Genomic DNA, 25,770 nt, shown 5'->3' on the forward strand with positions numbered 1-25,770 from the left:
GCAAAGGCTTATTCCCGTGGCATGATGCGTGTTCGCCTTTGTGCTCCTTCTGCGGCCTTTGCGCGCGCCGACGCCGAGCGCGTTCTGGCGCTCGGCGTCGGGCATGCGGGCGTGACGCTCGACTTCCATCCGCAGTGTTTTGCCGTGTCCGGGCATTTTGCCGGGAACGATGCATTGCGATTGGCGGCCTTTGTCGAGTGCGCCAACGATCCCGATTGCGATGCCGTGTGGTTCGCCCGGGGTGGCTATGGCGCCGCGCGCATTGTCGAGGATGCGCTACCCCTTCTGGGCGAGGCGGCGCGGGGCAAGCTGTGGCTGGGATATTCGGACGCGGGAACGATGCTGGGCGCGCTTTATCGCGCCGGGATCGGACGCCCGGTCCATGCGCCGATGCCTGCCGATATCCGGCGCGAAGGCGGCGAAGCGGCCGTCCGGCGCGTGCTTGACTGGTTCGGCGGCGATCGGTCGGGGGAAGAGCCGGGGCTCGATTCGCGGCCGGCAGTCGCGTTCAACCTGATGACCTTGGCGATGCTGGCGGGAACGCCGCTCATGCCCGACCTCGCCGGGCATGTTGTCATGGTCGAGGAAGTCTCGGAACATCTCTACGCCGTCGACCGGCTGTTCTTTCATCTGACGGCGGTGCTGGCGCCGATGGGGATTGCGGGATTGCGGCTTGGCCGGGTCAGCGACATTCCCGAAAACGATCGGCCGTTCGGTTTCGGAGTGGAGGAAATCGCGCGCCATTGGTGCGACCGGCGGGGTATCGCCTGGCTCGGATACGCAGATATCGGTCACGATGCCGACAACAGGATCGTGCCGTTCGGGCTTGCCGCCGGGCGCCAAGGCCAATAGGGGCGCGGCAAAAGGCCGAAAGGCCCGCCGCAACAGGAGTGTGACAGACATGCGAGCTTTCGTTTTCCCCGGACAGGGCAGCCAGAAGGTCGGCATGGGTGCGGATCTTGCCGCCGCCAGCGCCGTCGCGCGCGAAGTGTTCGAGGAAGTCGATGACGCGCTGGGGCAGAAGCTGTCCCTGATCATGCGCGAGGGTCCCGAGGACCAGCTGACCCTGACCGAGAATGCGCAGCCCGCGATCATGGCCAATGCCATTGCCGTGCTGCGCGTGCTCGAAAAGGAAGGCGGGATCGCGATTGCGGACAAGGCGGACTTCGTCGCCGGGCACAGCTTGGGCGAATATACCGCCCTGTGCGCTGCCGGAGCGTTCAGCCTCGCTGATACGGCGCGCCTTCTGAAGCTGCGTGGGCAGTCGATGCAGGCAGCGGTGCCGGTCGGCGTGGGCGCGATGGCCGCTCTGCTCGGCGCCGACATTGCCAAGGCAACCGCTCTTGCCGAAGCTGCGGCAGAAGGGGAAGTCTGCACGGTCGCCAACGACAATGATCCGACGCAGGTCGTTCTCTCGGGCCACAAGGGCGCGATCGAACGTGCAGTGGCGATGGTCAAGGATCACGGGATCAAGCGCGGCGTGCTGCTGCCGGTGTCGGCTCCGTTCCATTGCCCGCTGATGGAACCGGCGGCGCAGGCGATGGCAAAGGCGTTCGAAAAGACGCCGCCCCGCCAGCTTGCCGTGACGCTGTTCGCCAATGTGACGGCTGCGCCCGTTACCGATCCGGTCGAAGTTGCCCGTCTGCTGGTCGAACAGGTGACCGGCCGCGTGCGTTGGCGCGAAAGCGCGATCGCGATGCAGGCAGCCGGCGTCGATCAATTCATCGAACTGGGCGGCAAGGTCCTGGGGCCGATGATTGCCCGCACCGTTGCCGACGTATCGATCACCAGCGTGATCACGATGGCCGACATCGAAGCGCTGCTGAAGGACCTTTGACTCCGGCGCAGGCCTGAGGGGAGCTGAATTTATGGAACACCGTCTTTTCGATCTGACCGGCATGACCGCTCTCGTCACCGGGGCTGCCGGGGGTATCGGTTCGTCGATCTGTCACGCTCTGGCGCGGCAGGGAGCCCGTCTTGCACTGTCGGGGACCAACCCGGCCAAGCTGCGGGCGTTCCGCGACGAGTTGAACGACACTTATGGTCACGACCATGTCGAGATCACCTGCAACCTGTCGGACACCGCGCAAGTGGAGCAGCTTGTGCCTGCGGCCATGGACACGCTCGGCAAAGTCGACATCCTCGTCAACAACGCGGGGATCACGCGCGACAATCTCGCCATGCGGATGAAGGACGAGGAATGGGATGCGGTCATCAAGGTCAATCTTGAAGCCGCTTTCCGCCTCATGCGTGCAGCGACCCGCCCGATGATGAAGGCGCGCCACGGTCGCATCATCTCGATCACCAGCGTTGTCGGCGCGACCGGCAATCCGGGGCAGGCGAACTATGCCGCCGCCAAGGCCGGGCTCGTCGGCATGTCGAAGTCGATGGCCCAGGAACTGGCCAGCCGCGGCATCACGGTCAATTGCGTTGCGCCCGGCTTCATCCGCACGGCGATGACCGACGTGTTGCCGGACGCGCAGAAGGACGCGCTCAATGCCCGCATCCCGATGGGACGCATGGGCGAGGGCGAGGACGTCGGCGCGGCGGTTGCCTATCTCGCCAGCCGCGAGGCGGGCTATGTCACCGGCCAGACTCTGCATGTGAACGGCGGCATGGCGATGTTCGCCTGATCGATCGGGGTTGACGGACCGGGACAGGCGGATCGGGGGGCTGGACTTGACGATGGGACGCAGGCTGCCGGCGGCAGTCGTGTGGGCGCCAGTCGCTTTGGCGGCCGCGCTGGCGGGTTTCGGGGGGCAGGCATTGGCTCGCCCGCCTGAAGCGCTCGCCTGCGCGCTGCAGGCCGCGCCTGCCGGTCTCGACGCGCGGATCGCGGACGTGATCCTCAGCCAGGATCGCGCGCGCGGGCGACCCGCGCTCGACGACTTGCGGGCCCTGACCGATCGGTGTTCGGACGATCAGTTCCTGACCCCGCATCAGCACGATTCCTATTTTTCCTATGTCTATGGCCGCATGGGGCGCGATGTTCTCGACACGCGTCTGACTGCTGAAGGCATTCCTTCTGCGATCGTCGATCAGGCGCTCGACATCGGACCGGGCAATGCCAACAATCCGGCCGAGAAGGTGACCGAGGGCGACCTGCGGCTCGTCGCGGAGGCCTTGGGCAAGGCGGGGCACGATCCGGCGCGGGTGACGCCCCGGGGATGGGCTCTGATCACGGCGTGGATTGTTGCGACCGCGACCATGTTTGACGGCCTGCGCGACCTCGATTGAGCCGTTTGGCCCGAAAGGGCGGCAATTTGCGCAATTTATGCACAGCTTCGCGTGTTGACATGCCTTCGCGGCTTGCGAAGGCATTCCGCTCGGTTATGGAAGGTGGTCCGAAACCGCAGCACCCTTCCGGCGATTCCGCCTGTGGGGGCGCCGTCCCGCCTGTCCCTTTCGGTGCCTAGCCGGGTCGGCCGGAACGGATGAAAAGATTGAGGGATCGAGACGAGAATGAAGGCGACCATCGAACGCGCGACTCTTCTGCGCTGTCTGTCCCACGTGCAATCGGTGGTTGAACGCCGCAACACGATTCCGATCCTGTCGAACGTCCTCATTGACGCGGCAGCGACCGGTTCGGTGAAGCTCATGGCGACCGACCTCGATCTCCAGATCATCGAATCGATGCCGGCCGTTTCGGTCGAAGTGCCTGGCGCGATCACTGTGTCGGCGCACTTGCTGTTCGACATCGCGCGCAAGCTGCCCGACGGTTCGCAGGTCAGCCTGGAAACCGCCGACAATCGCATGATCGTCAAGGCCGGGCGCAGCCGGTTCCAGTTGCCGACGCTGCCGCGTGACGATTTCCCGGTCATCGTCGAGGGCGATCTTCCGACCAGCTTCGAGATCCCGGCGCGCACGCTTGCCGAACTGATCGACCGCACGCGCTTTGCGATCTCGACCGAGGAAACCCGCTACTATCTCAACGGGATCTTCTTCCACGTTTCGGACGAAGTGCTGAAAGCCGCGGCGACCGACGGTCACCGCCTTGCGCGTTACACCCTGCCGCGCCCCGAAGGCGCCGAAGGCATGCCGGACGTGATCATCCCGCGCAAATGCGTGGGCGAACTGCGCAAGCTGCTCGAAGACGTGCTCGACACCAATGTCCTGGTCGATCTGTCGGCCAGCAAGGTGCGCTTCACGCTCGGCGGCGAATTCGGCGTGGTGCTGACCAGCAAGCTGATCGACGGCACGTTCCCCGATTACAGCCGCGTCATTCCGACCGGCAATGACAAGCTGCTGCGCCTCGATCCGCGTTCCTTCTTCGAAGGCGTGGACCGCGTTGCGACGATCGCGACGGAAAAGACCCGCGCGGTCAAGATGGCGCTCGATACCGATCGCGTGACACTGTCGGTGACGAGCCCGGACAACGGGACCGCTGCCGAAGAACTGCCCGCCGATTATCAGGCGAGCGGTTTCGAGATCGGTTTCAACGCCAATTACCTGAAAGACATTCTCAGCCAGATCGACGGCGACCTTGTCGAACTGCATCTTGCCGATGCCAGCGCTCCGACGCTGATCCGCAAGGACGACAAGTCGCCCGCGCTTTACGTGCTGATGCCCATGCGCGTCTGATCGCGCGGGAAGGCGGCCGTTCATGGACGGTTGCCCGATGTGGTGAAAATTCTCGATGGCCTGCAATGAGATAGCTCGTTGCAGGCCATTTTGCATCGATGGTGGGCCTCGTTCTACCTTTCTCAGGGTATCTGCGTAGTGGCCGCGTATCCGGTCTTCACTCCAATTGGTTAGGATTTTGCCATTCCTTTCGATGTGGAACGGCATCCTCGATGAATGACAAGTCTGGGCACGCGACCCTCGCGTTTTTCAATCTGACTGGGGTCGACTTTGCGCGCTTCGGCCGGATAGCGCGCATGATGCAAAAACATGGTGGAAAGGCCCTCGACCGCCTTTACGACAAGATCGGCACAACGCCGGAAACGGCCCGGCAGTTTTCCTCGCGCCGGGTCATGGACCATGCCCGTGCCAAGCAGATCGAACACTGGGCCCACATGTTCGCCGGTGCGCCGGATGATCGCTACCTCGCTTCCGCTCGCCAGATTGGGCATGTCCACGCACAGATCGGCCTGTCGTCGAAATGGTATATCGGGGCTTATGCCTCGGTGCTCGACGATGTGGTTCAGGCGATTGTGTCCGATGCGATCGGCCCGTTCGGAAAGCGGGTGGGGCCCTTGCTCGGCAGCCTGTTGAAGATGGCGCTGTTTGACATGGAGATTGCGCTCTCGACTTATTTCGAAGTGGAGGAAGAGCGTCGGCGGTCGGCTCTCGATGCGCTGGGTAATGCTCTCAATGCCATGACACGGGGTGATTTTTCCGAGCCGCTCAAGGATCTTCCCTCCGGCTTCGAAGCGTTGCAGCGCGATTTCGAAGCGATGCGGACGCGGGTGAGCGAGGCCTTGGGACAGGTTGCGGGGACCGCGCATCAGGTCGATGGCGGCGCGCGGGAAATCCGCGATGCTTCGAGCGAATTGGCGCAGCGGACCGAACAACAGGCGAGCAGCCTCGAGGAAGCGTCCTCGTCGATGAGCCACTTGTCGTCGAGCGTCGAGCAGACTGCAACCGATGCCGGGCACATGCACCGGTCGGTTCAGGATGCCCACGGCGATGCCTTGCGCGGGGGACACGTCGTGAACGAGGCGGTCGTCGCGATGAACGACATTCATGCCTCGGCGCAGGAAATCGGCAAGATCATCTCGGTCATCGACGGCATTGCCTTTCAGACCAATCTGCTCGCGCTCAACGCCGGTGTCGAGGCGGCTCGCGCCGGAGAGGCCGGGCGCGGTTTCGCGGTGGTCGCCACCGAAGTGCGCGGGCTCGCCCAGCGGTCCGCCGATGCTGCGCGCGATATCAAGAAGCTGATCGGCGCCAGTTCCGTCCAGGTGGAACGTGGCGTCGAACTGGTCGGGCAGACCGGTGAATCCTTTGCCCGGATCGTTGAGAAAGTCGGTGAAATTGCCGATCTTGCCAGTTCGATGGCGACATCGGCTCGTGATCAGGCCGCGCAGATCGGAACGGTTCGCCAGACGGTCGGCAATCTCGATGCCATGACGCAGCAGAATGCCGCGCTGGTCGAGGAGACGTCCGCCGCCGCGCACAATCTTGCAACGGCGGCCGAGCACATGCGGGGTCTCGTCAATCAGTTCGAACTGGAACGCTCACGCGTGGCGATGTCGCTTGTTCCTGTTCGCAAGGTTGCCTGACAGCGAGCACGGGGCAGTGGTTATTCCGCCTGTTCCCCTGCAGTCTCGTCCTTCACCGCGATCATGTCGGTGATCGCGACGAATTTCTCTCTCGGCGCATCGTCGCGCGCGCGGCGGGTTTCGGCTTCTTCGATGCGTTTCCAGTCGGAGAAGCTGACGACGTCGAGCCCGCGCGCCGTGGCCAAGGCATCGAACCCGTCGCGGCCCGCTTTCCCGGTTGCGGGGGCTGTTGCGGCCAGATCGGCGGCGATGCGGTCGATCACCGCGTAACCGTCGGGACGATTGGTGCCGATGGTTCCGGAGGGGCCTCTCCGCGCCCAGCCGACGCAGTAAAGGCCGGAGCGGATGAAGCCGTCGGTATTGGCAAAGCGTCCGCCGCGTTCGTCGAAGGGGACCTCCGGGATCGGTGCGGTGCGATAGCCGATGCAGCTCACCACGAGATGGGCTGGCAATTGCCAGCGGTTTCCGGTGCCGATCGCGCGACCGTCCTCGACGCGGGTTTCTTCGACTTCGATCGCACAAACCTGTCCGTTTGCATCGGGAATGAAGGCGCGGGGCACGGCGTGGAAGATGAAATCGACCGGAACTCTTCCCTCGTCGACCCGTTCGTGATTGGCCGCATAGGCGCGCAAGTGTGCCAACGACTTGCGCAGTCCCGGTTCGAGTGCCTGTTCCTCTTCGACCGAGGGGAGGTCGGCCGGATCGACGCGTGGCAAGGCCCGGGACAAGTCGCCGAGTTCACCCAGTTCCTTGGGCGTCATCATGATCTGCAAGGGGCCGCGCCGCCCGAGCACGACGATGCGATCGAGCGAGGATGTCGAAAGATGGCGCAGCGCATGGGCGACAATGTCGCTGCCCGCGAATTCGGCCCGGGTCTTGGACAGGATGCGCGCGACATCGAGTGCGACATTGCCCATGCCGATGACGACAGCCGTCCCCCCGGAAAGGTCGGGTGAAAGGTCGGCGAAATCGGGGTGGCCGTTGTACCATCCGACGAAGGCAGCGCTGCCCATGACATTGCCGCAATGCTCGCCCGGAATGTCCAGCGGGCGGTCTCTGGGAGCCCCCGTCGCGAGGATCACGGCGTCGTAGAGATCGGAAAGTTCAGTGACGCTGACGTCTCGGCCCACTTCGACGTGGCCGCAGAACCGGACGTTTCCGGCAAGGGCAGTGGTTTCGTATCGGCGGGCGACGGCCTTGATCGACTGATGATCGGGGGCGACCCCGGCGCGGATCAGGCCATAGGGGACCGGCAGTCGGTCGAATATGTCGATGCGGACGGCATCGCCCCAGAGTTTGACCGCCGCTTCGGCCGTGTAATACCCGGCAGGCCCCGAGCCGACGATCGCGATAGCCGGGGCTGTCTGCTGGTTCGAGCCATTGGCTTGGGCGGGGCTGTGGGGCATGCGCGCTTTCCCTCTCTATCGGGGTGGTCGGCCTCGTCTCGGGCGAGGCTCGCCGTCATGCTAGCGCGTGGAGGGGAAAAGAAAAGTGTTGGTGCTCAGGCGTCGGCGTCGAGAAAGGCGCGCAGTGAGATACAGAATTCCTCGGGGTGCGAGAGCATGAAGAGATGTCCGCCGCCTTCGAAGATTTCGAGGCGGCTGCCCGGGATGGAATTGTGCAGGAAATGCGCATTGGCCGGAGGAATCAACTGATCGTCGCTGTCGGCCATGACCATGACCGGCATTGCCAGCAAGGGCAGGAACGCGGCGCTGGTCCAGCTTGCGAACGAGGCGAGCTGGCAGGACCAGCCGAGCGGGGAGGGTGCCTTGGCCGCATTGAGCGAGACGCGGCCCGATCCGCCGCCGTTGTAAAGCATCGCCAGATTTCGGCGCAGGGCCTTTTCGACCGAGAATTCCATGGGATCGAGCATGTGGCCGACCACGGGGGAATTGCCCGGCACCATGACATTGCCCGCCGATGTCGCGGCAAGGACGAGGCGATGCGTGCGTGCCCGGTGCTGAAAGGCGAATTGCTGGGCAACGGCGCCGCCCCAGCTGATGCCCAGCACATCGACTTCATCGATATGAAGCCGGTCGAGCAGGGCCGCCAGCGTGAGCGCCATTTGCGGGATGGTATAAGGGAAGATCGGGTCGGGAGAGAGCCCGGTGCCGGGCATGTCGAGGCTGATCACGCGGCGGTCGTTCATCCGGCGGGCGACGGGTTCGAGCATTTCGATGTTCATGCCGATGCCGTTGAGCATGATCAGTGGTCGGCCGCTCGCTCCGACGTGCCATTGCCCGACACGCAAGCGCCGACCGGCGACGCCGATCATGCCGCACTTCGCCGTGGTTTTTGCCGTGTGCGTGCCGTCCATTCGTACGTCCATTCGTACTGGGCCTCAATCATGGGTCCGGGATAAACGCGTCCCGTCGCTTCCTTGCGGATTTCACCGACCGGCGAACACGAAGGCGCGTAGCACTCTTTGCTGCACTGCAAAAGAGCGCAAGGGCCGATGCGGGGCAGGAGCGGGGGGCAGAACCGTTCGAGTGTGTCGGAATGGAGGCAGGCGCAGCCCGTGGCGCTCCGGTTCGGGCATTCCGGCACGAATTAACCCATCGCGACTCCGAATAATGACGCCCAAAGCGGACACAATGGCGGGTCGCGTCGAGGGTGGGCTTAACCGATTTTTCAAGCCGGTGCGCGCATGGGTGGCGGCATGGGTTTATCCGGAGATCAAGATTCCGAACTGTCGCAGGGGACGCGCATGAGGGCATTTGCCCGCACGCGCAGAAGCCAGGCGCGGGACGAAGGCGATTCCGGACGTGCGGGTGCCGCTTTCCTGTTCGGAACCTCTCACAACGGTAGCTTCGTCGCTCGCGAATGGTGGCAGATGGTGGTGCCGATGGGGCTTGGCCTCGTACTGCTCGCTGTCGTCAACCATGCCTATGACGACACCGTCTCCCTGGGGGTGGGTGGGCTTTCGGCCCTTCTGACATTGCCGGGGCGGTTCGCGGCGCGCGCAACGCGCCAGTCGCAAGCGACCGCGCACCGCATGACGATGGCGGCGCTGACGATTGCGGCTCCGATGCTTGGATACGGTTGGGCCATCGCGCATTGGGCCCATCACGGCAGCGTGCCGTGGCTGCAGGCGGTAAGCCTGCTGGCAGCGATCCTGCTTGCCGCGACCACGATCCAGTCGGGACGTCTGGCCGGATTGCTCGCAGCGCAAGTCGGGATCTGGGTCGGCGTGACCTGCGTGGTTTCGGCGATCGCGGGGATCTTGTCGGCCATCATGGGCGTCGCGATCGCGATCATCGCTTATGCGCGGCAAAAGGAATCCGATCTCGTCGAATGTTCCCGGCTCGAAGAGGAAGCCCGCCTGCAGACCCGGGCGCAGGAGATTCTCGCCGATTTCGAGGAAACAGGCCAAGGCTGGTTCTGGGAAACCGACCGTCGCGGCAATGTGCTCTACATTTCCGCTCCGGTCGCTGAATTGCTTGGCCGCAAGGTCGAGGACGTAACTGGCCGCCGTTTCATCGATCTGTTCGATCTCGACGATCAATCGGGCAACGGCGAGCGGACTTTGACGTTCCATCTCTCGGCCCGGTCGAGCTTCAGCGATCTGGTGGTGCGGGCCGCCACGAACGAAGAAGAACGCTGGTGGTCGATCACCGGCCGTCCGATCTACGATACGTTCGACAATTTTCAGGGCTTTCGCGGATCGGGCGCGGATCTGACCGAACGTCGGCGGACCCAGCAACATGCCTCGCGGCTTGCCCATTTCGATTCGCTGACCGGGCTCGCCAACCGTTTCTTCATGTCGCAGTCGCTGGAAAAGATCCTGGTCGCGCCGCAAGTCCAACAACGGGCCTGCGCGGTGTTCCTGATCGACCTCGATCGCTTCAAGCAAGTCAACGACACGCTAGGCCATCCCGCAGGGGACCAATTGCTGAAACAGGTGGCACAGCGGCTTGAACGCGGCGTTGGGGCTGCCGGGCGCGTCGGGCGACTTGGCGGTGATGAATTCGAGATCATTCTGGCCGGGCGGATCGAGCGGCCGATGCTGGCCCAGATTGCGGCCCATATCATCGAAAGCCTGTCCCAGCCTTATACGCTCGATCTCGGGCGCGTGATGATCGGAGCCTCGATCGGGATCGCCATTGCCCCGGATGACGGCGTGACGAGCGAGGCGCTGATCCGCAATGCCGATTTGGCGCTCTATGCGGCCAAGGACGGTGGGCGCGGGCGTTACCATTTCTATGCGCACGACCTGCACAGCGATGCCGAGGAACGCCGTCGTCTGGAAGACGATCTGCGCGATGCGGTGACGCATGGCAGCCTCGAACTCTATTATCAGCCGGTGGTGCAGACCACGACCGAGAAGATCACCGGGTTCGAGGCGCTCCTGCGCTGGAACCATCCGGTCCACGGCTTCATTTCGCCCGCCAAGTTCATTCCGATCGCCGAAGACACCGGATTGATCGGTCCGATCAGCGAATGGGCCTTGCGTCAGGCGTGCAACGATCTGGCACAGTGGCCCGCTTCGGTCCGGGTCGCGGTCAATGTCTCGGCGCTGCAATTCGCCAATCCGGGGTTGCCGGGGGTCGTCACCAGCGCGCTTGCCCACGCGGGCATCGAGGCCGACCGGCTCGAACTGGAAATCACCGAAAGCGTCTTCATCAACGACAGCGAAGGCACCGACGCGATGTTCCGCGCGCTCAAGGCGATCGGCGTGCGGCTGGCGCTTGACGATTTCGGGACAGGCTATTCCTCGCTCGGCTATCTGAAAAAAGCGCCCTTCGACAAGATCAAGATCGACCAGTCCTTCGTCCGCGGCGCGACCCAGCCCGGGAGCCGTAACGGCGCCATCATCGCCTCGATCGTCAGTCTGGCCGAGGCGCTGGGCATGGAAACCACCGCCGAAGGGGTCGAGACTCACGACGAACTCGATCTCGTACGCCTGCTGGGATGCAGCCATGTGCAGGGGTACATCTACGAGCGTCCGCTGTCCTCCGAGGCGGCGACCAAGCGGCTGGAAAGCGGATTGGTGGCGATCGCGCATGGGCCGCGTGCGGCACGCGCGGTTCGCCTGTCGCTTTTGCGGCGCGTCGTGCTCGAACACGGCGGGCACAACTACGAAGCGACCGTGCGCAATATCAGCAGGACCGGCGCGCTGATCGAAGGGCTGCGCAATGTTCCGGCCGGGACCATTTTTCGCGTTCACTTGTCCGACGGGCATCTCGTGAATGCCACGGCCCGGTGGTGCGAGGACGACCGGATCGGCATGGAATTCTCGATTCCGCTGGAACTCGACGAAGAGGGGCGGATTGCCGCAATCACCGCGCGCAATCGCGCCCGTCCGGCTCCGACGACCCCTGCCGGAGCCACCGTCGACATGCCCCAGCGCCGCACCGGATAGAAAAAAGGGCGCGAGTGGGGGAAAAGCACGCGGGAAGGGGGCTTCTCGCCCCACAGAGCGTGATGACACTGGCGCAGCGCGCTGCTAACGGGCCAGCATGACCGACCTCGCGCTGATCCGCAATTTTTCCATCATTGCCCATATCGACCACGGCAAGTCGACGCTTGCCGACCGCCTGATCCAATATACGGGCGGCTTGGCCGAGCGTGAGATGCAGGCGCAGGTGCTCGACAACATGGACATCGAGCGCGAGCGCGGGATCACGATCAAGGCGCAGACCGTCCGGCTGGATTACACGGCCAAGGACGGGAAGACCTATGAACTCAACCTGATGGACACACCCGGCCACGTCGACTTCGCCTATGAAGTCAGCCGCAGCTTGGCCGCCTGCGAAGGCGCCTTGCTGGTGGTCGACGCGGCGCAAGGCGTCGAGGCGCAGACCCTGGCCAATGTCTATCAGTCGATCGAGCACGACCACGAGATCGTTCCGGTCATCAACAAGATCGATCTTCCCGCCGCCGAACCGGAAAAGGTGAAGGCGGAAATCGAGGAAGTGATCGGTCTTGACGCCAGCGAGGCGGTGATGACCAGCGCGAAGTCGGGCATCGGCATCGAGGAAGTGCTCGAAGCCATTGTCACCCGCATTCCCCCGCCGCAGGGCGATCGCGACGCGCCGTTGAAGGCGATGCTCGTCGATTCCTGGTATGACCCCTATCTCGGCGTTGTCATTCTGGTCCGCGTGGTCGACGGCGTCATCCGCAAGGGGCAGCAGGTCCGCTTCATGGCAGGCGGGACCGAGCACCTGATCGATCGCGTTGGCTGCATGCGTCCCAAGATCGAGCTGTTGCCAGAACTCGGGCCGGGCGAAGTCGGTTTCATCACGGCCCAGATCAAGGAAGTGGCGCAGGCGCGCGTCGGCGACACCATCACCACGGTCAAGGGCGGTGCAGTCGAACCGCTGGCGGGCTTCAAGGAAGTGCAGCCGGTCGTGTTCTGCGGCCTGTTCCCGACGGACGCGGCCGATTTCGAAAAGCTGCGCGATTCCATCGGCAAGCTGCGCCTCAACGACGCCAGCTTCTCGTTCGAAATGGAAACCAGCGCGGCACTCGGCTTCGGTTTCCGCTGCGGTTTCCTCGGCCTGCTGCATCTTGAAATCATTCAGGAACGCCTGAGCCGCGAATACGATCTCGACCTCATCACCACGGCGCCTTCGGTCGTCTATCGCCTGACCATGACCGACGGTTCGGTGCAGGAACTGCACAATCCGGCGGACATGCCCGATGTCGTGAAGATCGAGACGATGGAAGAGCCGTGGATCAAGGCGACGATCTACACGCCTGACGAATATCTCGGCTCGATCCTGAAGCTGTGCCAGGACCGCCGCGGCATCCAGACCGGCCTTACGTATGTCGGCGGCCGCGCGCAGGTGAATTACGAATTGCCGCTCAACGAAGTGGTCTTCGACTTCTATGACCGCCTGAAGTCGATCAGCCGTGGCTATGCCAGCTTCGACTATGAACAGATCGGCCTGCGCGAAGGCGATCTGGTGAAGATGAACATCCTTGTGAACAACGAGCCGGTCGATGCGCTGTCGATGATCGTTCACCGCAGCCAGGCCGAAGCGCGCGGGCGCGCGCTGTGCGAGCGGCTTAAGGACCTGATCCCCCGGCACTTGTTCAAGATCCCGATCCAGGCCGCGATCGGTGCCAAGGTGATCGCCCGCGAAACCATCGCCGCCTTGCGCAAGGACGTTACCGCCAAGTGCTATGGCGGCGACATCACCCGCAAGAAGAAGCTTCTGGAAAAGCAGAAGGAAGGCAAGAAGCGGATGCGCGAATACGGCAGCGTGCAGATCCCGCAGGAAGCCTTCATTGCAGCGCTCAGGATGGGCGAGGAATAACCCCGACTTTTCCGGTTGTTCCGCGCTCGGCAGTGCGCGCCCAACCTTAATTGCCCGGCCCCCTTCCGCATTGCCGGAAAGCCGGGCACCCTCTCTCCCGAGGCCTCAAGCCAGCGGGAGAAAGCCCATCGCCACCAGTACGGTCCCGCGCGCCTCGATGGCGATTGCCGCTGTTTCGACCGTGGTCGAATGGTACGATTTCACGCTCTATCTCTATCTGGTCACGGTTCTGGCCCGGGTCTTTTATGGCGGGGGGCAGGGCTCCTTGCTGGCCGCGCTTGCCGGATTTGCGGTTTCCTATCTGATGCGTCCGCTGGGCGCGCTGGCTCTCGGGCTGTTGGGCGACCGTCATGGACGGCGCCGGGCCATGATGACGTCGATGGCGATCATGACGCTTGCCATGCTGGTAACCGCCTGCCTGCCGACGCGGGCCATGGCCGGACCGCTGGCGGGATGGCTCCTCTTGGTCCTGCGCTGTGTCATGGCCTTTGCCGTGGGTGGCGAATATACCGGCGTCGTTGCCTATCTCGTTGAAAGTTCGCCTCCCATGCGCCGGGGGCTTGTCGCTTCGCTTGCCTCGGCGGCGAGCGAAGTCGGCGCCTTGATGGCGGCCGGTGTCTGCGCACTGGTCGTGGCATTCTGTCCTCCCGATGGGCTCGATCAATGGGGCTGGCGCTTGCCGTTCCTGTTCGGGGGTGTGCTGGCGGGGGCCATCTGGATTGGCCGGGCGGGCATGACCGAATCGCCCGAATTTACCGATCGCGAAGTGCATGGGGGGCTCGACGACCATCCCTTGTCGCGTGCGCTCGGGGCGGAAAGGGCCGGGGTCTTGCGTGGTTTCGCGATTTCGGCCCTGGGGTCGATCACGTATTATGTCGGGATCACTTATGTCCCCGCCTTTCTGGTGGTGACCGGGGCGATGGGCGAGGCATCGGCCCTGTGGCTGTCGACCGGGGCGGCGCTGGTGGTGATCGTGGTGACGCCGCTGGCAGGGCTGGCCTCGGACCGGTTCGGGCGGCGCCCGATGTTGCTGGGAATTGCGCTCACGGGTGCGGTCCTGCCGCTGGTGCTGTTCCCGATGATGGCGCGGGGTGGCGGTCCTGCTTTGGCGGGAGCCGTGGTGCTGGCGATGATCGGCGGGGCATGGAGTGCTGTGGCTGCGGCTGCAACGGCCGAGCAGTTCACCGGCGCGGCGCGGCTGTCTGGCCTTGCGCTGGGTGTCACTTCGGCAACGGCATTTTTCGGGGGGCTAGCTCCATGGGGCGCGCAAAGGCTGGTTGCCGTGACGGGCGCAGCCTGGACGCCGGGGGCGATGATCGCGCTGGTTGCCTTGGCCGCCTTGCCGGTGATTGCACGAATGCCGGAAACGGCACCCCGGATGACGGAGCGTTAGATGGAAGGGCGGATCGCGCGGGTGATGGCGGTTGCCATGCGTTCGGCGCGTTGCTGGAACAGGCTTGCCAGTGATGGTTCCAGCACGGCCTCGGTCGTTTCCTTCCACAAGGCCAGCCAGCGTTCGAACATATCCGGCGTGATCGTGTCGGCATGGGCGATGTGTGCGGCCATGGGATCGCCGCGATAACGACCGCTGCCGTTGATGACCGAGGACCAGAACGCGACCAGCCGATGGAGATGGCGGTTCCAGTCGGAAATCGCATGGTTGAAGACCGGCCCGAGCAGGGGATCGCGGCGCACGCGCGCATAGAAACGCCCGACCACTTCGACGAGGGTTTCCTCGTCGACAAGCTCGGTGCGTTCGGGGCGATCATGGTCGTGCATGGGCTCTGCCATGACCGGGCCATGATCCTGTGGGGCGGGTTTGGCAAGGTGTCCGGGGGCGAGTGGAAAAAGCTGCGCTTTGGTCGCACTTATGTTTTCACGCTGTCCCAAAGTGCGCGAGGGAGGCTAGGGCACGCCGCATGACGACACAGCTAACTCACCTTGCCCGCCTCGAGGCTGAAGCGATTCATATCATGCGTGAAGTCGTGGCCGAGGCCCAGAACCCGGTCATGCTCTATTCGGTGGGCAAGGACAGCGCGGTCATGCTGCATCTTGCGCGCAAGGCGTTCTATCCTGCGCCGCCGCCGTTTCCGCTGCTTCACGTCGATACGACGTGGAAATTCAAGGCGATGTATGACTTGCGCGATCGCATGGCGCGCGAAAGCGGCATGGAACTGCTCGTCTATCAGAATCCCGAAGCGCTTGAACGCGGCATCAATCCATTCGACCACGGCCCGCTTCACACCGACATGTGGAAGACCGAAGGGCTCAAGCAGGCTCTCGACAAGTGGGGTTTCGACGCCGCTTTCGGTGGCGCGCGTCGCGACGAGGAAAAGAGCCGCGCCAAGGAACGCATTTTCTCGTTCCGCACGGCAAGCCACGGCTGGGACCCCAAGAACCAGCGTCCGGAACTGTGGAACCTCTACAACGCGCGCAAGAACAAGGGCGAGTCGATCCGGGTCTTCCCGATCTCGAACTGGACCGAGCTTGACGTGTGGCAATATATCCATCTCAACAACGTGCCGATCGTGCCGCTCTATTTCGCGGCCGAGCGTCCGACCGTGGAGCGCGACGGCCTCTTGCTGATGGTCGATGACGATCGTTTCCCGCTTCGTCCGGGTGAGACGCCGGTCATGCGCTCGATCCGCTTCCGCACACTCGGTTGCTATCCGCTTACCGGGGCAGTCGAGAGCAAGGCGGCGACTTTGCCTGACGTCATTCAGGAAACGCTGCTCACTACCACCAGCGAGCGGCAGGGGCGCGCCATCGACAAGGATGCGGGCGGCGCGGGCATGGAAGTGAAAAAGCAGCAGGGGTATTTCTGATGAGCGGCGAGCAGGAAACCCTGAACCAGCAGGCATCGACCCAGTCTTCTGCGGGCAACGAGCCCGTCTATGTCGTCGACGATCTGATCGCGCAGGACATCGACGCCTATCTCAAGGTGCATCAGCACAAGACCATGCTCCGCTTCATCACCTGCGGCAGCGTGGACGACGGCAAGTCGACGCTGATCGGGCGGTTGCTCTATGATTCGAAGATGATCTTCGAGGATCAGCTCGCCGCGCTCGAGCAGGATTCGAAGAAAGTGGGCACGCAGGGGCAGGCGATCGACTTTGCCCTGCTGGTCGACGGTCTTGCCGCAGAGCGCGAGCAGGGCATCACTATCGACGTCGCCTATCGCTTTTTCGCGACGGAAAAGCGCAAGTTCATCGTCGCCGACTGCCCGGGTCACGAACAGTATACCCGCAACATGGTGACGGGGGCCTCGACCGCTGACCTCGCAGTCATCCTGGTCGATGCGCGCAAGGGCGTGCTGGTGCAGACGCGGCGCCATTCCTACCTGTGCCACCTGCTCGGCATCCGCAATATCGTGCTGGCCGTGAACAAGATGGATCTTGTCGGCTATGACAAGGGCGTCTTCGACGCGATCGTTGCCGACTACGCGAGCTTCGCGCAGACGATCGGGATCACCGATTTCGTCGCCATGCCGATTTCGGGTTTCTGCGGTGACAACATCACGACCGGCTCGGATCAGATGCCGTGGTATACGGGGCCTGCGCTGATCGAGCATCTCGAAACGGTCGAGGTCGATACCGCGCGGGATGCGGCCCGCCCGTTCCGTATGCCGGTGCAGTGGGTCAATCGTCCCAATCTCGATTTCCGCGGCTTTGCGGGGCTGATCGCCAGCGGCTCGATCCATCCCGGCGATGCCGTGCGCGTTCTGCCGTCGGGCAAGACCAGCACGGTCGAGCGGATCGTGACGCTGGAAGGCGATCCCGCCGAAGCAGTCGCCGGGCAGTCGATCACGCTGACTTTCGCGGACGAAATCGACTGTTCGCGCGGTGACGTCATCGTTGCCGCCGATGCTCCGGCCGAAGTTGCCGATCAGTTCGAGGCAAGTCTGGTCTGGATGAGCGACGAGGCGCTGATCCCCGGTCGCGGCTATTGGCTGAAGCTGGCGACGCAGACTGTTTCGGCGACGGTGGCTGCGCCCAAGTATACGGTCAACGTCAACACCATGGAACACATGGCGGCCAAGACGCTCGACCTCAACGCCATCGGTGTTGCGGAAGTGACCACCGATCGTCCGCTGGTGTTCGAACCTTATGTGGACAGCCGCACGCTCGGTGGGTTCATCCTGATCGACAAGCTGACCAATGCGACGGTCGGTTGCGGCATGCTGCATTTCTCGCTGCGCCGGGCCCAGAACGTGCATTGGCAGGCGCTCGACGTCACGCGTGAAGCGCGAGCGGAGATGAAGAACCAGAAGCCGCGCCTGCTGTGGTTCACGGGGCTGTCCGGATCGGGCAAGTCGACGATCGCCAATCTCGTCGAAAAGAAGTTCCATGCCCTGGGCAAGCACACGTTCCTGCTCGACGGTGACAACGTCCGTCACGGGTTGAACAAGGACCTGGGCTTTACCGAGGCCGATCGCATCGAGAATATTCGTCGCGTCGGCGAAGTAGCCAAGCTGATGACCGATGCGGGCCTGATCGTCATTACCGCGTTCATCAGCCCGTTCCGGGCCGAGCGCGAAATGGTGCGGGCGATGCTGCCTGAAGGCGAATTCGTCGAGGTCTTCATCGACACTCCGCTCGAGGAAGCCGAGCGGCGCGACGTGAAGGGGCTCTATCGCAAGGCGCGCGAAGGCAAGCTCAAGAACTTCACCGGGATCGACAGCCCCTATGAAGCGCCCGACCATGCCGAGATCCATGTCGATACTCTGCGCGAAAGTGCAGAGGATGCGGCCGAGCGGATCGTCGATCACGTTCTCGGGCACTGGATGCCGGTAATTTGATGGGGACTTTCATGACCGATAGCGCGACCGATACCGAACTCGCCGCCCATCTGGCGGAAGTTGCCGGGCGTCTTCTCGTCACGGTGCGCGAAAGCGGCGTGCTCAGCCTCAAGGCCCTGGGCAAGGCAGGCGATGCCACGGCCAATGCCTTTTTGTGCCACGCCTTGCGTGAAAGGCGAGCCGGGGATGGCCTGTTGTCGGAAGAGGAAAAGGACAATCCGGAACGGCTGGAACACAGCCGCGTATGGATCGTCGATCCCGTTGACGGGACGCGCGAATATGGCGAGGCACGCGCCGACTGGGCCGTCCATGTCGGCCTTGCCGTCGATGGCGTGCCGACGCTGGGCGCTGTGGCTCTGCCGGGCGCGGACGAGGGCAGGGGGATCGTCCTGCGCAGCGATGCGCCGCGTGTGGTGCCGCCTGCGCCCGAGCGGCTGCGCATGGTGGTCAGCCGGACTCGCCCGGCCAAGGAAGCCGTGGCTGTCGCCGAGGCGCTCGGGGCCGAACTGGTTCCGATGGGCAGTGCCGGGGCCAAGGCCATGGCCGTCATTCTGGGCGAGGCGGACATCTATCTTCACACCGGCGGGCAGTTCGAATGGGACAGCTGCGCCCCGGCGGCGGTCGCGCTTGCCCATGGGCTTCATGCCAGCCGGGCTGACGGCTCGCCGCTCGTTTACAACCAGCGCGATACCTATATGCCCGATCTGCTGATCTGTCGTCGCGAGCATGCCGGACCGGTTCTTGCTGCGCTTGCGAAGATAAGTGGTTGACCGGATCGAGCAGGCGCGACACGAATTGCCACGATGATTGATCCCGCTCTCTTTCGCAGTGTCCTCGGCACATATCCGACCGGCGTGGTGGTGATCACCGCGGCCGGTTCCGACGGCGTTCGCCATGGCCTTGTCATCGGCTCGTTCACGTCGATTTCGCTCGATCCGCCGCTCGTCGGCTTCTTTCCGGACAAGCGATCGAGTTCGTGGGCAAAGATCGCACCGGTCGGACGCTTCTGCGTCAACGTGCTGGGATCCGATCAGCTTGATTTGTGCCAGCGATTCGCGGCGCGTGCAGAGGACAAGTTCGCCGATCTTGCCCACGATCACAGTCCCTCGGGGCAGCCCTTGCTCGACAATGCCATCGCCTGGATCGATTGTACGCTCGAACGCGTGACCGAGGTCGGGGATCACTACCTGGTGGTCGGCGCGGTCGAGGCGATGGGTAAGCGCGACGCGGGAACGCCCCTGATGTTCTTCCGCGGGCAGTATCACGATCTGGCAGAGCTGCCTGCCTGACAGCCGAACGGAAATTCCGGGATGCCGGAATTTCCTAAAATCGGCGACAGTTCCAAAATTCGCTTCCTGCCTTCGATGTATCCGGCCCCGATATTCCGGGGGTGATTGAGAAGGCATGGCTGTTGCGGGAGATCGATTTCGATTCGAGATCGATCTTTGGGGTGTCTTGCGCGATTTTCTTGGATTTTTGCATTTTTCTGCGGGCTTTTGACTTCGGTCAACGCCGCGTACCTTCGATTCTGGGAAACGTCTCTTCGACGGAAGGGAACCGATCACCACCCTCGATCTTTTTCCCTTTCGCCGATTTCTCCCCAACTCAGGCGGTCGGCGTTCCCGGCCGCCTCATTTTTTGGGCGGATTTCGTGTAACCGCATAATTGTAGCGGACGCATGTTTTTGATATTGAGGTCTCATGTCGACCTGCGAAACATGCGCCGTACGAAACCGGGCGATCTGCTCGAGCCTCGATGGTGGCGAAATTCAGGCGCTCAGTTCGATGGGGCGTCGCCGGACGGTTGCTGCAGGAGAGCCGTTGATCTGGGAAGACGATGATTCTCTTCTCGTCGCCAATGTGATCGATGGCGTGCTCAAGCTGACCACTTCGACCGAGGACGGGCGCGAGCAGATCGTGGGTGTTGCCTATCCGTCGGACTTTATCGGTCGTCCTTTCGGGCAGACCAGCCGCGCGACGGTCGTGGCTTTGACCGATGCGCGGGTTTGCGTTTTTGCCCGCAACGATTTCGACCGTTTCGCGCGCGAGCATCCCGAGCTTGAGCACAAGCTGCTTGAGCGCACGCTTGCCGAACTGGATCGCACCCGGTCGTGGATGATGCTGCTCGGTCGCAAGACGGCGCCTGAAAAGATCGCGACGTTCCTGCTCGACATGTCGGATCGCTATGGCGACGTGAGTGCGTGCACGACGTTCCGTGCTCCGGCCAAGCTGTTTACTCTGCCGTTTTCGCGACAGCAGGTGGCGGATCTGCTCGGTTTGACGATCGAGACCGTGAGCCGTCAGTTCACCAAGCTGAAGCAGGATGGCGTGATCGGTCTGCCGTCGCGTCGCGAAGTCGAAATTCTCAATCGCCCTGCGCTTTCCGCACTTGCGGGCTGATCTTTTGCGCCATTCCCGCCCGGTGTGACCGGGGCGGGAAAACGCTTTTCCCAAATGGCCGGTTTGTATGGGGATTGCCCGTATTTCGGGGCGATGCCTTGCGTTGATGTAGCGCGTCCCTTGCTGGCGCGCGCTCTGTTCGCGTGTGCGCGGGTTCGGATGCACCTGGGGCAAGGGAATGTGGGGGGCAGGGGAATGTGGAGAGGGCAAAAAAGTGGCGGGCGGAACAGCCCCAGGGGATCCCAGACCCTGGCTCGTTCCGCCCGCCGTCCCCGGGGATGACACCGGGGTTTCGGGCCAGCAAGGCGCGCGCCTTACTGTATGTGTGACCCGAAAACTGTCGTGATCAGAAGCGGTAGGCGATACCCGCGCTCAGCAGCCACGGATCGAGGCTGTGCTTGGTCTGGAGCACTTCGTTGTCACCCACGTAGAAGTGGGCGGTGGTGTCCATCCAGTACTTCTTCGCGTCGAAGGTCAGGCTGTAGGGGGTCTTCTTGATCGGCACGTCGAAGCCGAACTGGATCGCCACGCCAAGGTCGCTCGACAGCGAGGTGCGGGTCACGCCAAGAGCGGCAGCCGTGGCACCCGGGCGTTCGCCCATGACGAGGAAGACCGCCGGACCGGCGCCGACATAGGGGCGGATGGGGCCGAGCGGCAGGTGATACTTGACCGTCAGCGTGGCCGGAATGATCAGCACGTGATCGACGAGGCTGGCGCCTTCAAGCGAGCCGCTGCCGGTGACGTGGTGAGCCGAGATACCGGCGATCGTTTCGATCGAGATGTTCGGCTTGACGAAGTATTCCAGAGCCAGCGTCGGGGTCACGTTGTTGCTGGCAGTGGTCTGCGGCGCGCTGAACGCACCCATCGATGCAAGGGCGGGATTGATCGAGCGAACAGTGTCGATGTTGCCGTCGGCAAGAACGCCGGTTGCCAGCAGCTTGACCTGCCACTTGCCTTCAGGCGCATCGGCCGCATGAGCGGGCATCGCGGCGAGAAGAGCGGGGGCTGCAACGGCGGTGCCCAAGATGCGGGCCAGACGGCCGCGGCCAAGGATCTTTTTCATAATCGACTTCCTGCACGCCACGGTGAGCCAGCCCCTCGCTGGCTTCTTTCCTGCCCGCGGCATGGAAAGCCTGATGGGCCAATGTCGAATCGCCGGCATTGACGAAGCGCAAAAATTTGGCGGCCGGGTGACAAATGCGGCAGTCGCGGGCGGGTGGTGTTGCAAATATGTCAGTATCGCGTTTGCGGGATAAGTAGAACCCGCGCGCGTGAGTCAGGTTTTGTGATCCGTCAGCGGGACAACACCGGCTCGCTCAATTTGATAACCATATCAATTACGCGTCCAATCATCGCCCGGATCGTGTTAGCATGGGGCGAGGGGAGCCCGCCTGCCCGTTTTGACCGCCGTCAATGTCGTACGCGCGGTCTGGGCGCAGGGCTGATTGTGAGAAGTTGCATGGAAGGGAAGGCTCCATGGAAATGGTAGTTTTGCGGGCGGGCGCGTGGTTTGCCGTGCTCGTCCTAGCTGTAGTCGCCTGGGCATTGGCGGTGGACTGGGGATTTGGTGTCCACATGCTGATTTGCGCTGTGGCCGCCGGTCTTGGTTTGATCGCCACGCTTCGTGGCTCTGATATCGATGCCATCTCGCGTGGCATTCTGCGTTCGCCTGATCAGGGGAAATACGATGACGAACCCATTCGCTGGGGTGTCATCGCCACCGTGTTCTGGGGCATGGCCGGTTTTCTTGCCGGTCTTTACATCGCTCTGGAACTGGCGTTTCCCGCGCTCAATCTTGGTCTGGAATTCATCAATTTCGGCCGTCTTCGTCCGCTGCACACCTCGGCGGTCATCTTCGCTTTCGGAGGCAATGCCCTGATCGCCACGTCCTATTACGTGGTCCAGCGCACTTGCCGGGCGAGGCTGGCCTTCCCCGGCCTCGCCCGTTTCGTGTTCTGGGGGTATCAGTTGTTCATCGTTCTGGCCGCGACCGGCTATCTGATGGGCATCACCCAGGGCAAGGAATATGCCGAGCCGGAATGGTACGTCGACCTGTGGCTGACGATCGTCTGGGTCGCTTATCTCGTAGTTTTCGTCGGTACGATCCTCAAGCGTTCGGAACCGCACATCTACGTCGCGAACTGGTTCTACCTGTCGTTCATCCTGACGGTGGCGATGCTCCACCTCGTCAACAACGCATCGATCCCGATCAGCTTCTTCGGAAGCAAGTCGATCTCGGTCTATGCCGGGGTGCAGAGCGCGCTGGTGCAGTGGTGGTACGGCCATAACGCGGTCGGTTTCTTCCTGACCGCAGGCTTCCTTGGCATGATGTACTACTTCGTGCCGAAGCAGGCCAACCGTCCGGTCTATTCCTATCGTCTGTCGATCATCCACTTCTGGGCTCTGATCTTCCTCTACATCTGGGCAGGTCCGCACCATCTCCACTACACCGCTCTGCCCGACTGGGCGCAGACGCTGGGCATGGTCTTCTCGATCATGCTGTGGATGCCGAGCTGGGGTGGCATGATCAACGGCCTGATGACGCTCAACGGCGCGTGGGACAAGCTGCGCACCGACCCGATCATGCGCATGTTCGTCATGAGCCTCGCGTTCTACGGCATGAGCACGTTCGAGGGCCCGATGATGTCGATCAAGACGGTCAACTCGCTCTCTCACTATACCGACTGGACGATCGGTCACGTGCACTCGGGTGCGCTGGGCTGGAACGGCATGGTCACTTTCGGCGCGCTCTATTACCTGACCCCGCGCCTGTGGAATCGCGAACGTCTCTACTCGCTGCGCATGGTGGGCTGGCACTTCTGGCTGGCGACGCTGGGCATCGTTTTCTACGCCGCCTCGATGTGGGTCGCCGGGGTTACCCAGGGCCTGATGTGGCGTGAATACGGCCCGGACGGCTATCTGGTGAACTCCTTCGTCGAAACGGTGAAGGCGCTGCACCCGATGTATGTGGCGCGTGCATTTGGCGGTCTGCTCTATCTGAGCGGCGCGTCGATCATGACCTACAACATCACCCGCACCATCCTCGGCCACAAGCTGCGTGACGAAGCGCCGCTCAACGAGACTGCCTTCGACCCCGCCAAGGACGTGCCGCTCAAGCCGGCCGCTGCCCTGTGATCCCGGGCCACAGGTGAAGGAGCAAATATAATGGCACTTTCATTTCTCGAGCGGCACAAGATGGTGGAGCGGAATATCACGCTCCTTGCCATCCTTGCCTTTGCCGTCGTGACCATTGGCGGGATCGTCGAGATTGCCCCCCTGTTCTGGATCGACAACACGATCGAGAAGGTGGAGGGCATGCGTCCCTACACTCCGCTCGAACAGGCCGGGCGCGACATCTATATCCGCGAAGGTTGCTATCTGTGCCACAGCCAGATGATCCGTCCGTTCCGTGACGAGGTCGAACGCTATGGCCACTACAGCCTTGCCGCCGAATCGATGTACGACCACCCGTTCCAGTGGGGTTCGAAGCGCACCGGTCCCGACCTTGCCCGCGTGGGCGGCAAGTATTCGGATGCCTGGCATGTCCAGCATCTGAAGGACCCGCGTTCGGTCGTTCCGGACTCGATCATGCCGACCTATCAGTTCCTGGCCGAGCGTGAGCTCAATGCCGGGGACATGAGCGCGGAACTGCAGACGCTCTATCGGACCGGGGTTCCCTATACCAAGGACGATATCGCCAAGGCGAACGACGACCTGAAGGCCCAGGCCAATCCGGATGCGGATGCCACCGACCTTAAGGCGCGCTATCCCAAGGCGCAGGCCCGCGACTTTGACGGCGACCCCAAGAAGGTCACCGAAATGGATGCGCTGGTCGCTTACCTGCAGATGCTGGGAACTCTCGTCGACGTGAACGCGCCGGCGGCCCAGGAAGTGCTCGCCAAGGAGAAGGGACGGTGAACCCGGGCGCGACTTATGACGCGATGCGCTCGTTCGTCGACAGCTGGGGGCTGGCGGCGATGAGCGTGGTGTTCCTCGTCCTGTGCCTCTGGCCGTTCCGGCCGGGTGCACGGGGAGAGGCACGGGAAGCCGCCAACTCGATCTTCGAGGATGATAACGATGGCGAATAATCATGATGAAGGCGGCGCCGACCACGGCGGGCGCCTCGACGAGGCCACCGGCGTCCATACCGTTGGCCATGAATGGGACGGGATCGAGGAACTCGACAATCCGCTGCCGCGCTGGTGGCTGATGCTGTTCTATGTCTGCATCCTGTTTGCGATCGGCTATGTGATTGCCTATCCGGCTTTGCCGGGGCGGCATTCGGCGACGCCGGGCATGCTCGGCTGGACCAGCCGCGGGACGCTTGCCGCTGAAACGACGGCGGCCGACCAGAGCCGTGCGGCTGTCCGCGCGGCGATCGCGGCCACTTCGGTCGAGGATCTGGCCAAGGATCCCAAGCTGCTGCGCGCGGCGATCGAAGGCGGTCGTGCCGCGTTCAAGGTCAACTGCGTGCAGTGCCACGGGTCGGGGGCGGCCGGTGGCAAGGGCTATCCGAACCTCAACGACGACGACTGGTTGTGGGGCGGCGACATCGCCACCATTCACCAGACGCTCGAACACGGGATCCGCTATCCGGGTGACGATGCCACTCGCATGAGCCAGATGCCTTCGTTCGGTCGTGACGGCATTCTGACCCCGGCACAGGTTCAGGACGTCGTCAGCCATGTCCGTGTCATCAGCGGCCAGGAAAAGCCCTCGGCATCCTCGAACCGCGGTTCGGCGATCTTTGCCCAGAACTGCGCCGTCTGCCACGGTGCCAACGGTGAAGGTGGCCGTAACGTCGGTGCGCCCAAGCTGACCGACGCGATCTGGCTCTATGGTGGCGATCGCGCCACCTTGACCGAAACCGTGACCAATGCCCGCTATGGCGTCATGCCGGCGTGGGGACAGCGTCTCGACCCGGTCACGGTCAAGATGCTTGCCGCCTATGTTCACTCGCTGGGCGGTGGTGAAGCAACCCCGGCTGCTCCGGCAGCCGAAGCGGCGGCGCCTGCTGCGCCTGCTGCCGGTCAGTAACGACTGACCGTCGATATTGCCGGCCGGCACCGTGCCGGCCGGCAATACAG

General features: G+C 63.2%; 22 protein-coding genes. 18 read left to right on the forward strand and 4 right to left on the reverse strand.

What is annotated here, in order from left to right; translation table 11 throughout:
• Nucleotides 1-21: 21 nt before the first annotated feature.
• The 6 genes from Y88_RS01355 to Y88_RS01380 all read left to right on the forward strand — a co-directional run bounded on the left by Y88_RS01355 (nucleotide 22) and on the right by Y88_RS01380 (nucleotide 6,224).
• Nucleotides 22-852 carry an LD-carboxypeptidase gene (locus Y88_RS01355; protein ID WP_008065486.1) on the forward strand — a complete coding sequence of 277 codons (831 nt, stop codon included), beginning with the start codon at nucleotides 22-24 and terminating at the stop codon, nucleotides 850-852.
• A 49-nt stretch (nucleotides 853-901) separates the two neighbouring features.
• Entirely contained in the window at nucleotides 902-1,837 is a 936-nt protein-coding gene (gene fabD / locus Y88_RS01360) for an ACP S-malonyltransferase (protein ID WP_008065487.1), read from the forward strand.
• A 31-nt stretch (nucleotides 1,838-1,868) separates the two neighbouring features.
• Nucleotides 1,869-2,633, forward strand: a complete 765-nt coding sequence (gene fabG, locus Y88_RS01365) for a 3-oxoacyl-[acyl-carrier-protein] reductase (RefSeq protein ID WP_008065488.1) — start codon at nucleotides 1,869-1,871, stop codon at nucleotides 2,631-2,633.
• Between the two features lie 52 nt (nucleotides 2,634-2,685).
• Complete coding sequence (locus Y88_RS01370) at nucleotides 2,686-3,237, forward strand: hypothetical protein (protein WP_018075277.1); 552 nt, start codon at nucleotides 2,686-2,688, stop codon at nucleotides 3,235-3,237.
• Nucleotides 3,238-3,462: 225 nt separating this feature from the next.
• A complete protein-coding gene (dnaN, locus tag Y88_RS01375; RefSeq protein WP_018075276.1) occupies nucleotides 3,463-4,581 on the forward strand; it encodes a DNA polymerase III subunit beta in 1,119 nt (372 codons plus the stop codon).
• 212 nt (nucleotides 4,582-4,793) lie between these two features.
• On the forward strand, nucleotides 4,794-6,224 hold the full coding sequence (locus tag Y88_RS01380) for a globin-coupled sensor protein (protein ID WP_018075275.1): 1,431 nt from the start codon (nucleotides 4,794-4,796) through the stop codon (nucleotides 6,222-6,224).
• A gap of 20 nt (nucleotides 6,225-6,244) precedes the next feature.
• Here the strand turns inward: Y88_RS01380 and Y88_RS01385 are convergent, their stop codons facing one another.
• Together Y88_RS01385 and Y88_RS01390 are read right to left on the reverse strand one after the other, a co-directional pair.
• Nucleotides 6,245-7,630 (reverse strand): FAD-dependent oxidoreductase, encoded by a 1,386-nt coding sequence (locus Y88_RS01385; protein ID WP_008065498.1) that lies wholly within the window; start codon nucleotides 7,628-7,630, stop codon nucleotides 6,245-6,247.
• A 95-nt stretch (nucleotides 7,631-7,725) separates the two neighbouring features.
• Complete coding sequence (locus Y88_RS01390; protein ID WP_008065499.1) at nucleotides 7,726-8,541, reverse strand: alpha/beta fold hydrolase; 816 nt, start codon at nucleotides 8,539-8,541, stop codon at nucleotides 7,726-7,728.
• A 390-nt stretch (nucleotides 8,542-8,931) separates the two neighbouring features.
• Here Y88_RS01390 and Y88_RS01395 point away from each other — a divergent pair, with 390 nt between their 5' ends.
• From Y88_RS01395 to Y88_RS01405, 3 genes are all read left to right on the forward strand, one after another.
• A complete protein-coding gene (locus Y88_RS01395; RefSeq protein ID WP_018075274.1) occupies nucleotides 8,932-11,586 on the forward strand; it encodes an EAL domain-containing protein in 2,655 nt (884 codons plus the stop codon).
• Nucleotides 11,587-11,683: 97 nt separating this feature from the next.
• The gene (lepA, locus tag Y88_RS01400; protein ID WP_008065506.1) at nucleotides 11,684-13,486 is read left to right on the forward strand and encodes a translation elongation factor 4; all 1,803 of its coding nucleotides are present in this window, start codon (nucleotides 11,684-11,686) and stop codon (nucleotides 13,484-13,486) included.
• 157 nt (nucleotides 13,487-13,643) lie between these two features.
• Complete coding sequence (locus Y88_RS01405; RefSeq protein WP_008065507.1) at nucleotides 13,644-14,879, forward strand: MFS transporter; 1,236 nt, start codon at nucleotides 13,644-13,646, stop codon at nucleotides 14,877-14,879.
• Here the strand turns inward: Y88_RS01405 and Y88_RS01410 are convergent.
• Entirely contained in the window at nucleotides 14,876-15,277 is a 402-nt protein-coding gene (locus Y88_RS01410; RefSeq protein ID WP_232280875.1) for a group III truncated hemoglobin, read from the reverse strand. The two genes, Y88_RS01405 and Y88_RS01410, sit on opposite strands and share 4 nt — an antisense overlap.
• 50 nt (nucleotides 15,278-15,327) lie before the next feature.
• Between Y88_RS01410 and cysD the strand changes: the two genes are divergently transcribed.
• From cysD to Y88_RS01440, 5 genes are all read left to right on the forward strand, one after another.
• Nucleotides 15,328-16,311, forward strand: a complete 984-nt coding sequence (cysD, locus tag Y88_RS01415; protein WP_269724239.1) for a sulfate adenylyltransferase subunit CysD — start codon at nucleotides 15,328-15,330, stop codon at nucleotides 16,309-16,311.
• Nucleotides 16,311-18,284 carry a sulfate adenylyltransferase subunit CysN gene (cysN, locus tag Y88_RS01420; RefSeq protein WP_008065510.1) on the forward strand — a complete coding sequence of 658 codons (1,974 nt, stop codon included), beginning with the start codon at nucleotides 16,311-16,313 and terminating at the stop codon, nucleotides 18,282-18,284. Before cysD ends, cysN begins: the two co-directional genes overlap by 1 nt.
• A gap of 11 nt (nucleotides 18,285-18,295) precedes the next feature.
• Nucleotides 18,296-19,054: a 3'(2'),5'-bisphosphate nucleotidase CysQ gene (locus tag Y88_RS01425; RefSeq protein ID WP_026166781.1), complete on the forward strand. Its 759-nt coding sequence runs from the start codon at nucleotides 18,296-18,298 to the stop codon at nucleotides 19,052-19,054.
• Nucleotides 19,055-19,087: 33 nt separating this feature from the next.
• Nucleotides 19,088-19,573 (forward strand): flavin reductase family protein, encoded by a 486-nt coding sequence (locus Y88_RS01430; RefSeq protein WP_008065512.1) that lies wholly within the window; start codon nucleotides 19,088-19,090, stop codon nucleotides 19,571-19,573.
• Between the two features lie 411 nt (nucleotides 19,574-19,984).
• Entirely contained in the window at nucleotides 19,985-20,683 is a 699-nt protein-coding gene (locus Y88_RS01440; protein ID WP_008065513.1) for a Crp/Fnr family transcriptional regulator, read from the forward strand.
• A gap of 346 nt (nucleotides 20,684-21,029) precedes the next feature.
• On the opposite strand, the gene Y88_RS01445 is transcribed toward Y88_RS01440, so the two are convergent.
• Nucleotides 21,030-21,746 (reverse strand): OmpW/AlkL family protein, encoded by a 717-nt coding sequence (locus tag Y88_RS01445; protein WP_008065514.1) that lies wholly within the window; start codon nucleotides 21,744-21,746, stop codon nucleotides 21,030-21,032.
• A 413-nt stretch (nucleotides 21,747-22,159) separates the two neighbouring features.
• Between Y88_RS01445 and ccoN the strand changes: the two genes are divergently transcribed.
• The 4 genes from ccoN to ccoP are packed head-to-tail and all read left to right on the forward strand — an operon-like array spanning nucleotide 22,160 to nucleotide 25,720.
• Nucleotides 22,160-23,818: a cytochrome-c oxidase, cbb3-type subunit I gene (gene ccoN, locus Y88_RS01450; RefSeq protein ID WP_026166779.1), complete on the forward strand. Its 1,659-nt coding sequence runs from the start codon at nucleotides 22,160-22,162 to the stop codon at nucleotides 23,816-23,818.
• Nucleotides 23,819-23,848: 30 nt separating this feature from the next.
• Entirely contained in the window at nucleotides 23,849-24,601 is a 753-nt protein-coding gene (gene ccoO / locus Y88_RS01455) for a cytochrome-c oxidase, cbb3-type subunit II (protein ID WP_008065519.1), read from the forward strand.
• Nucleotides 24,598-24,771 (forward strand): cbb3-type cytochrome c oxidase subunit 3, encoded by a 174-nt coding sequence (locus Y88_RS01460; protein WP_008065521.1) that lies wholly within the window; start codon nucleotides 24,598-24,600, stop codon nucleotides 24,769-24,771. Before ccoO ends, Y88_RS01460 begins: the two co-directional genes overlap by 4 nt.
• A complete protein-coding gene (ccoP, locus tag Y88_RS01465; protein WP_008065522.1) occupies nucleotides 24,761-25,720 on the forward strand; it encodes a cytochrome-c oxidase, cbb3-type subunit III in 960 nt (319 codons plus the stop codon). Before Y88_RS01460 ends, ccoP begins: the two co-directional genes overlap by 11 nt.
• Nucleotides 25,721-25,770 lie beyond the last annotated feature (50 nt).

The organism is Novosphingobium nitrogenifigens DSM 19370 (assembly GCF_000192575.1).
Taxonomy (GTDB): domain Bacteria; phylum Pseudomonadota; class Alphaproteobacteria; order Sphingomonadales; family Sphingomonadaceae; genus Novosphingobium; species Novosphingobium nitrogenifigens.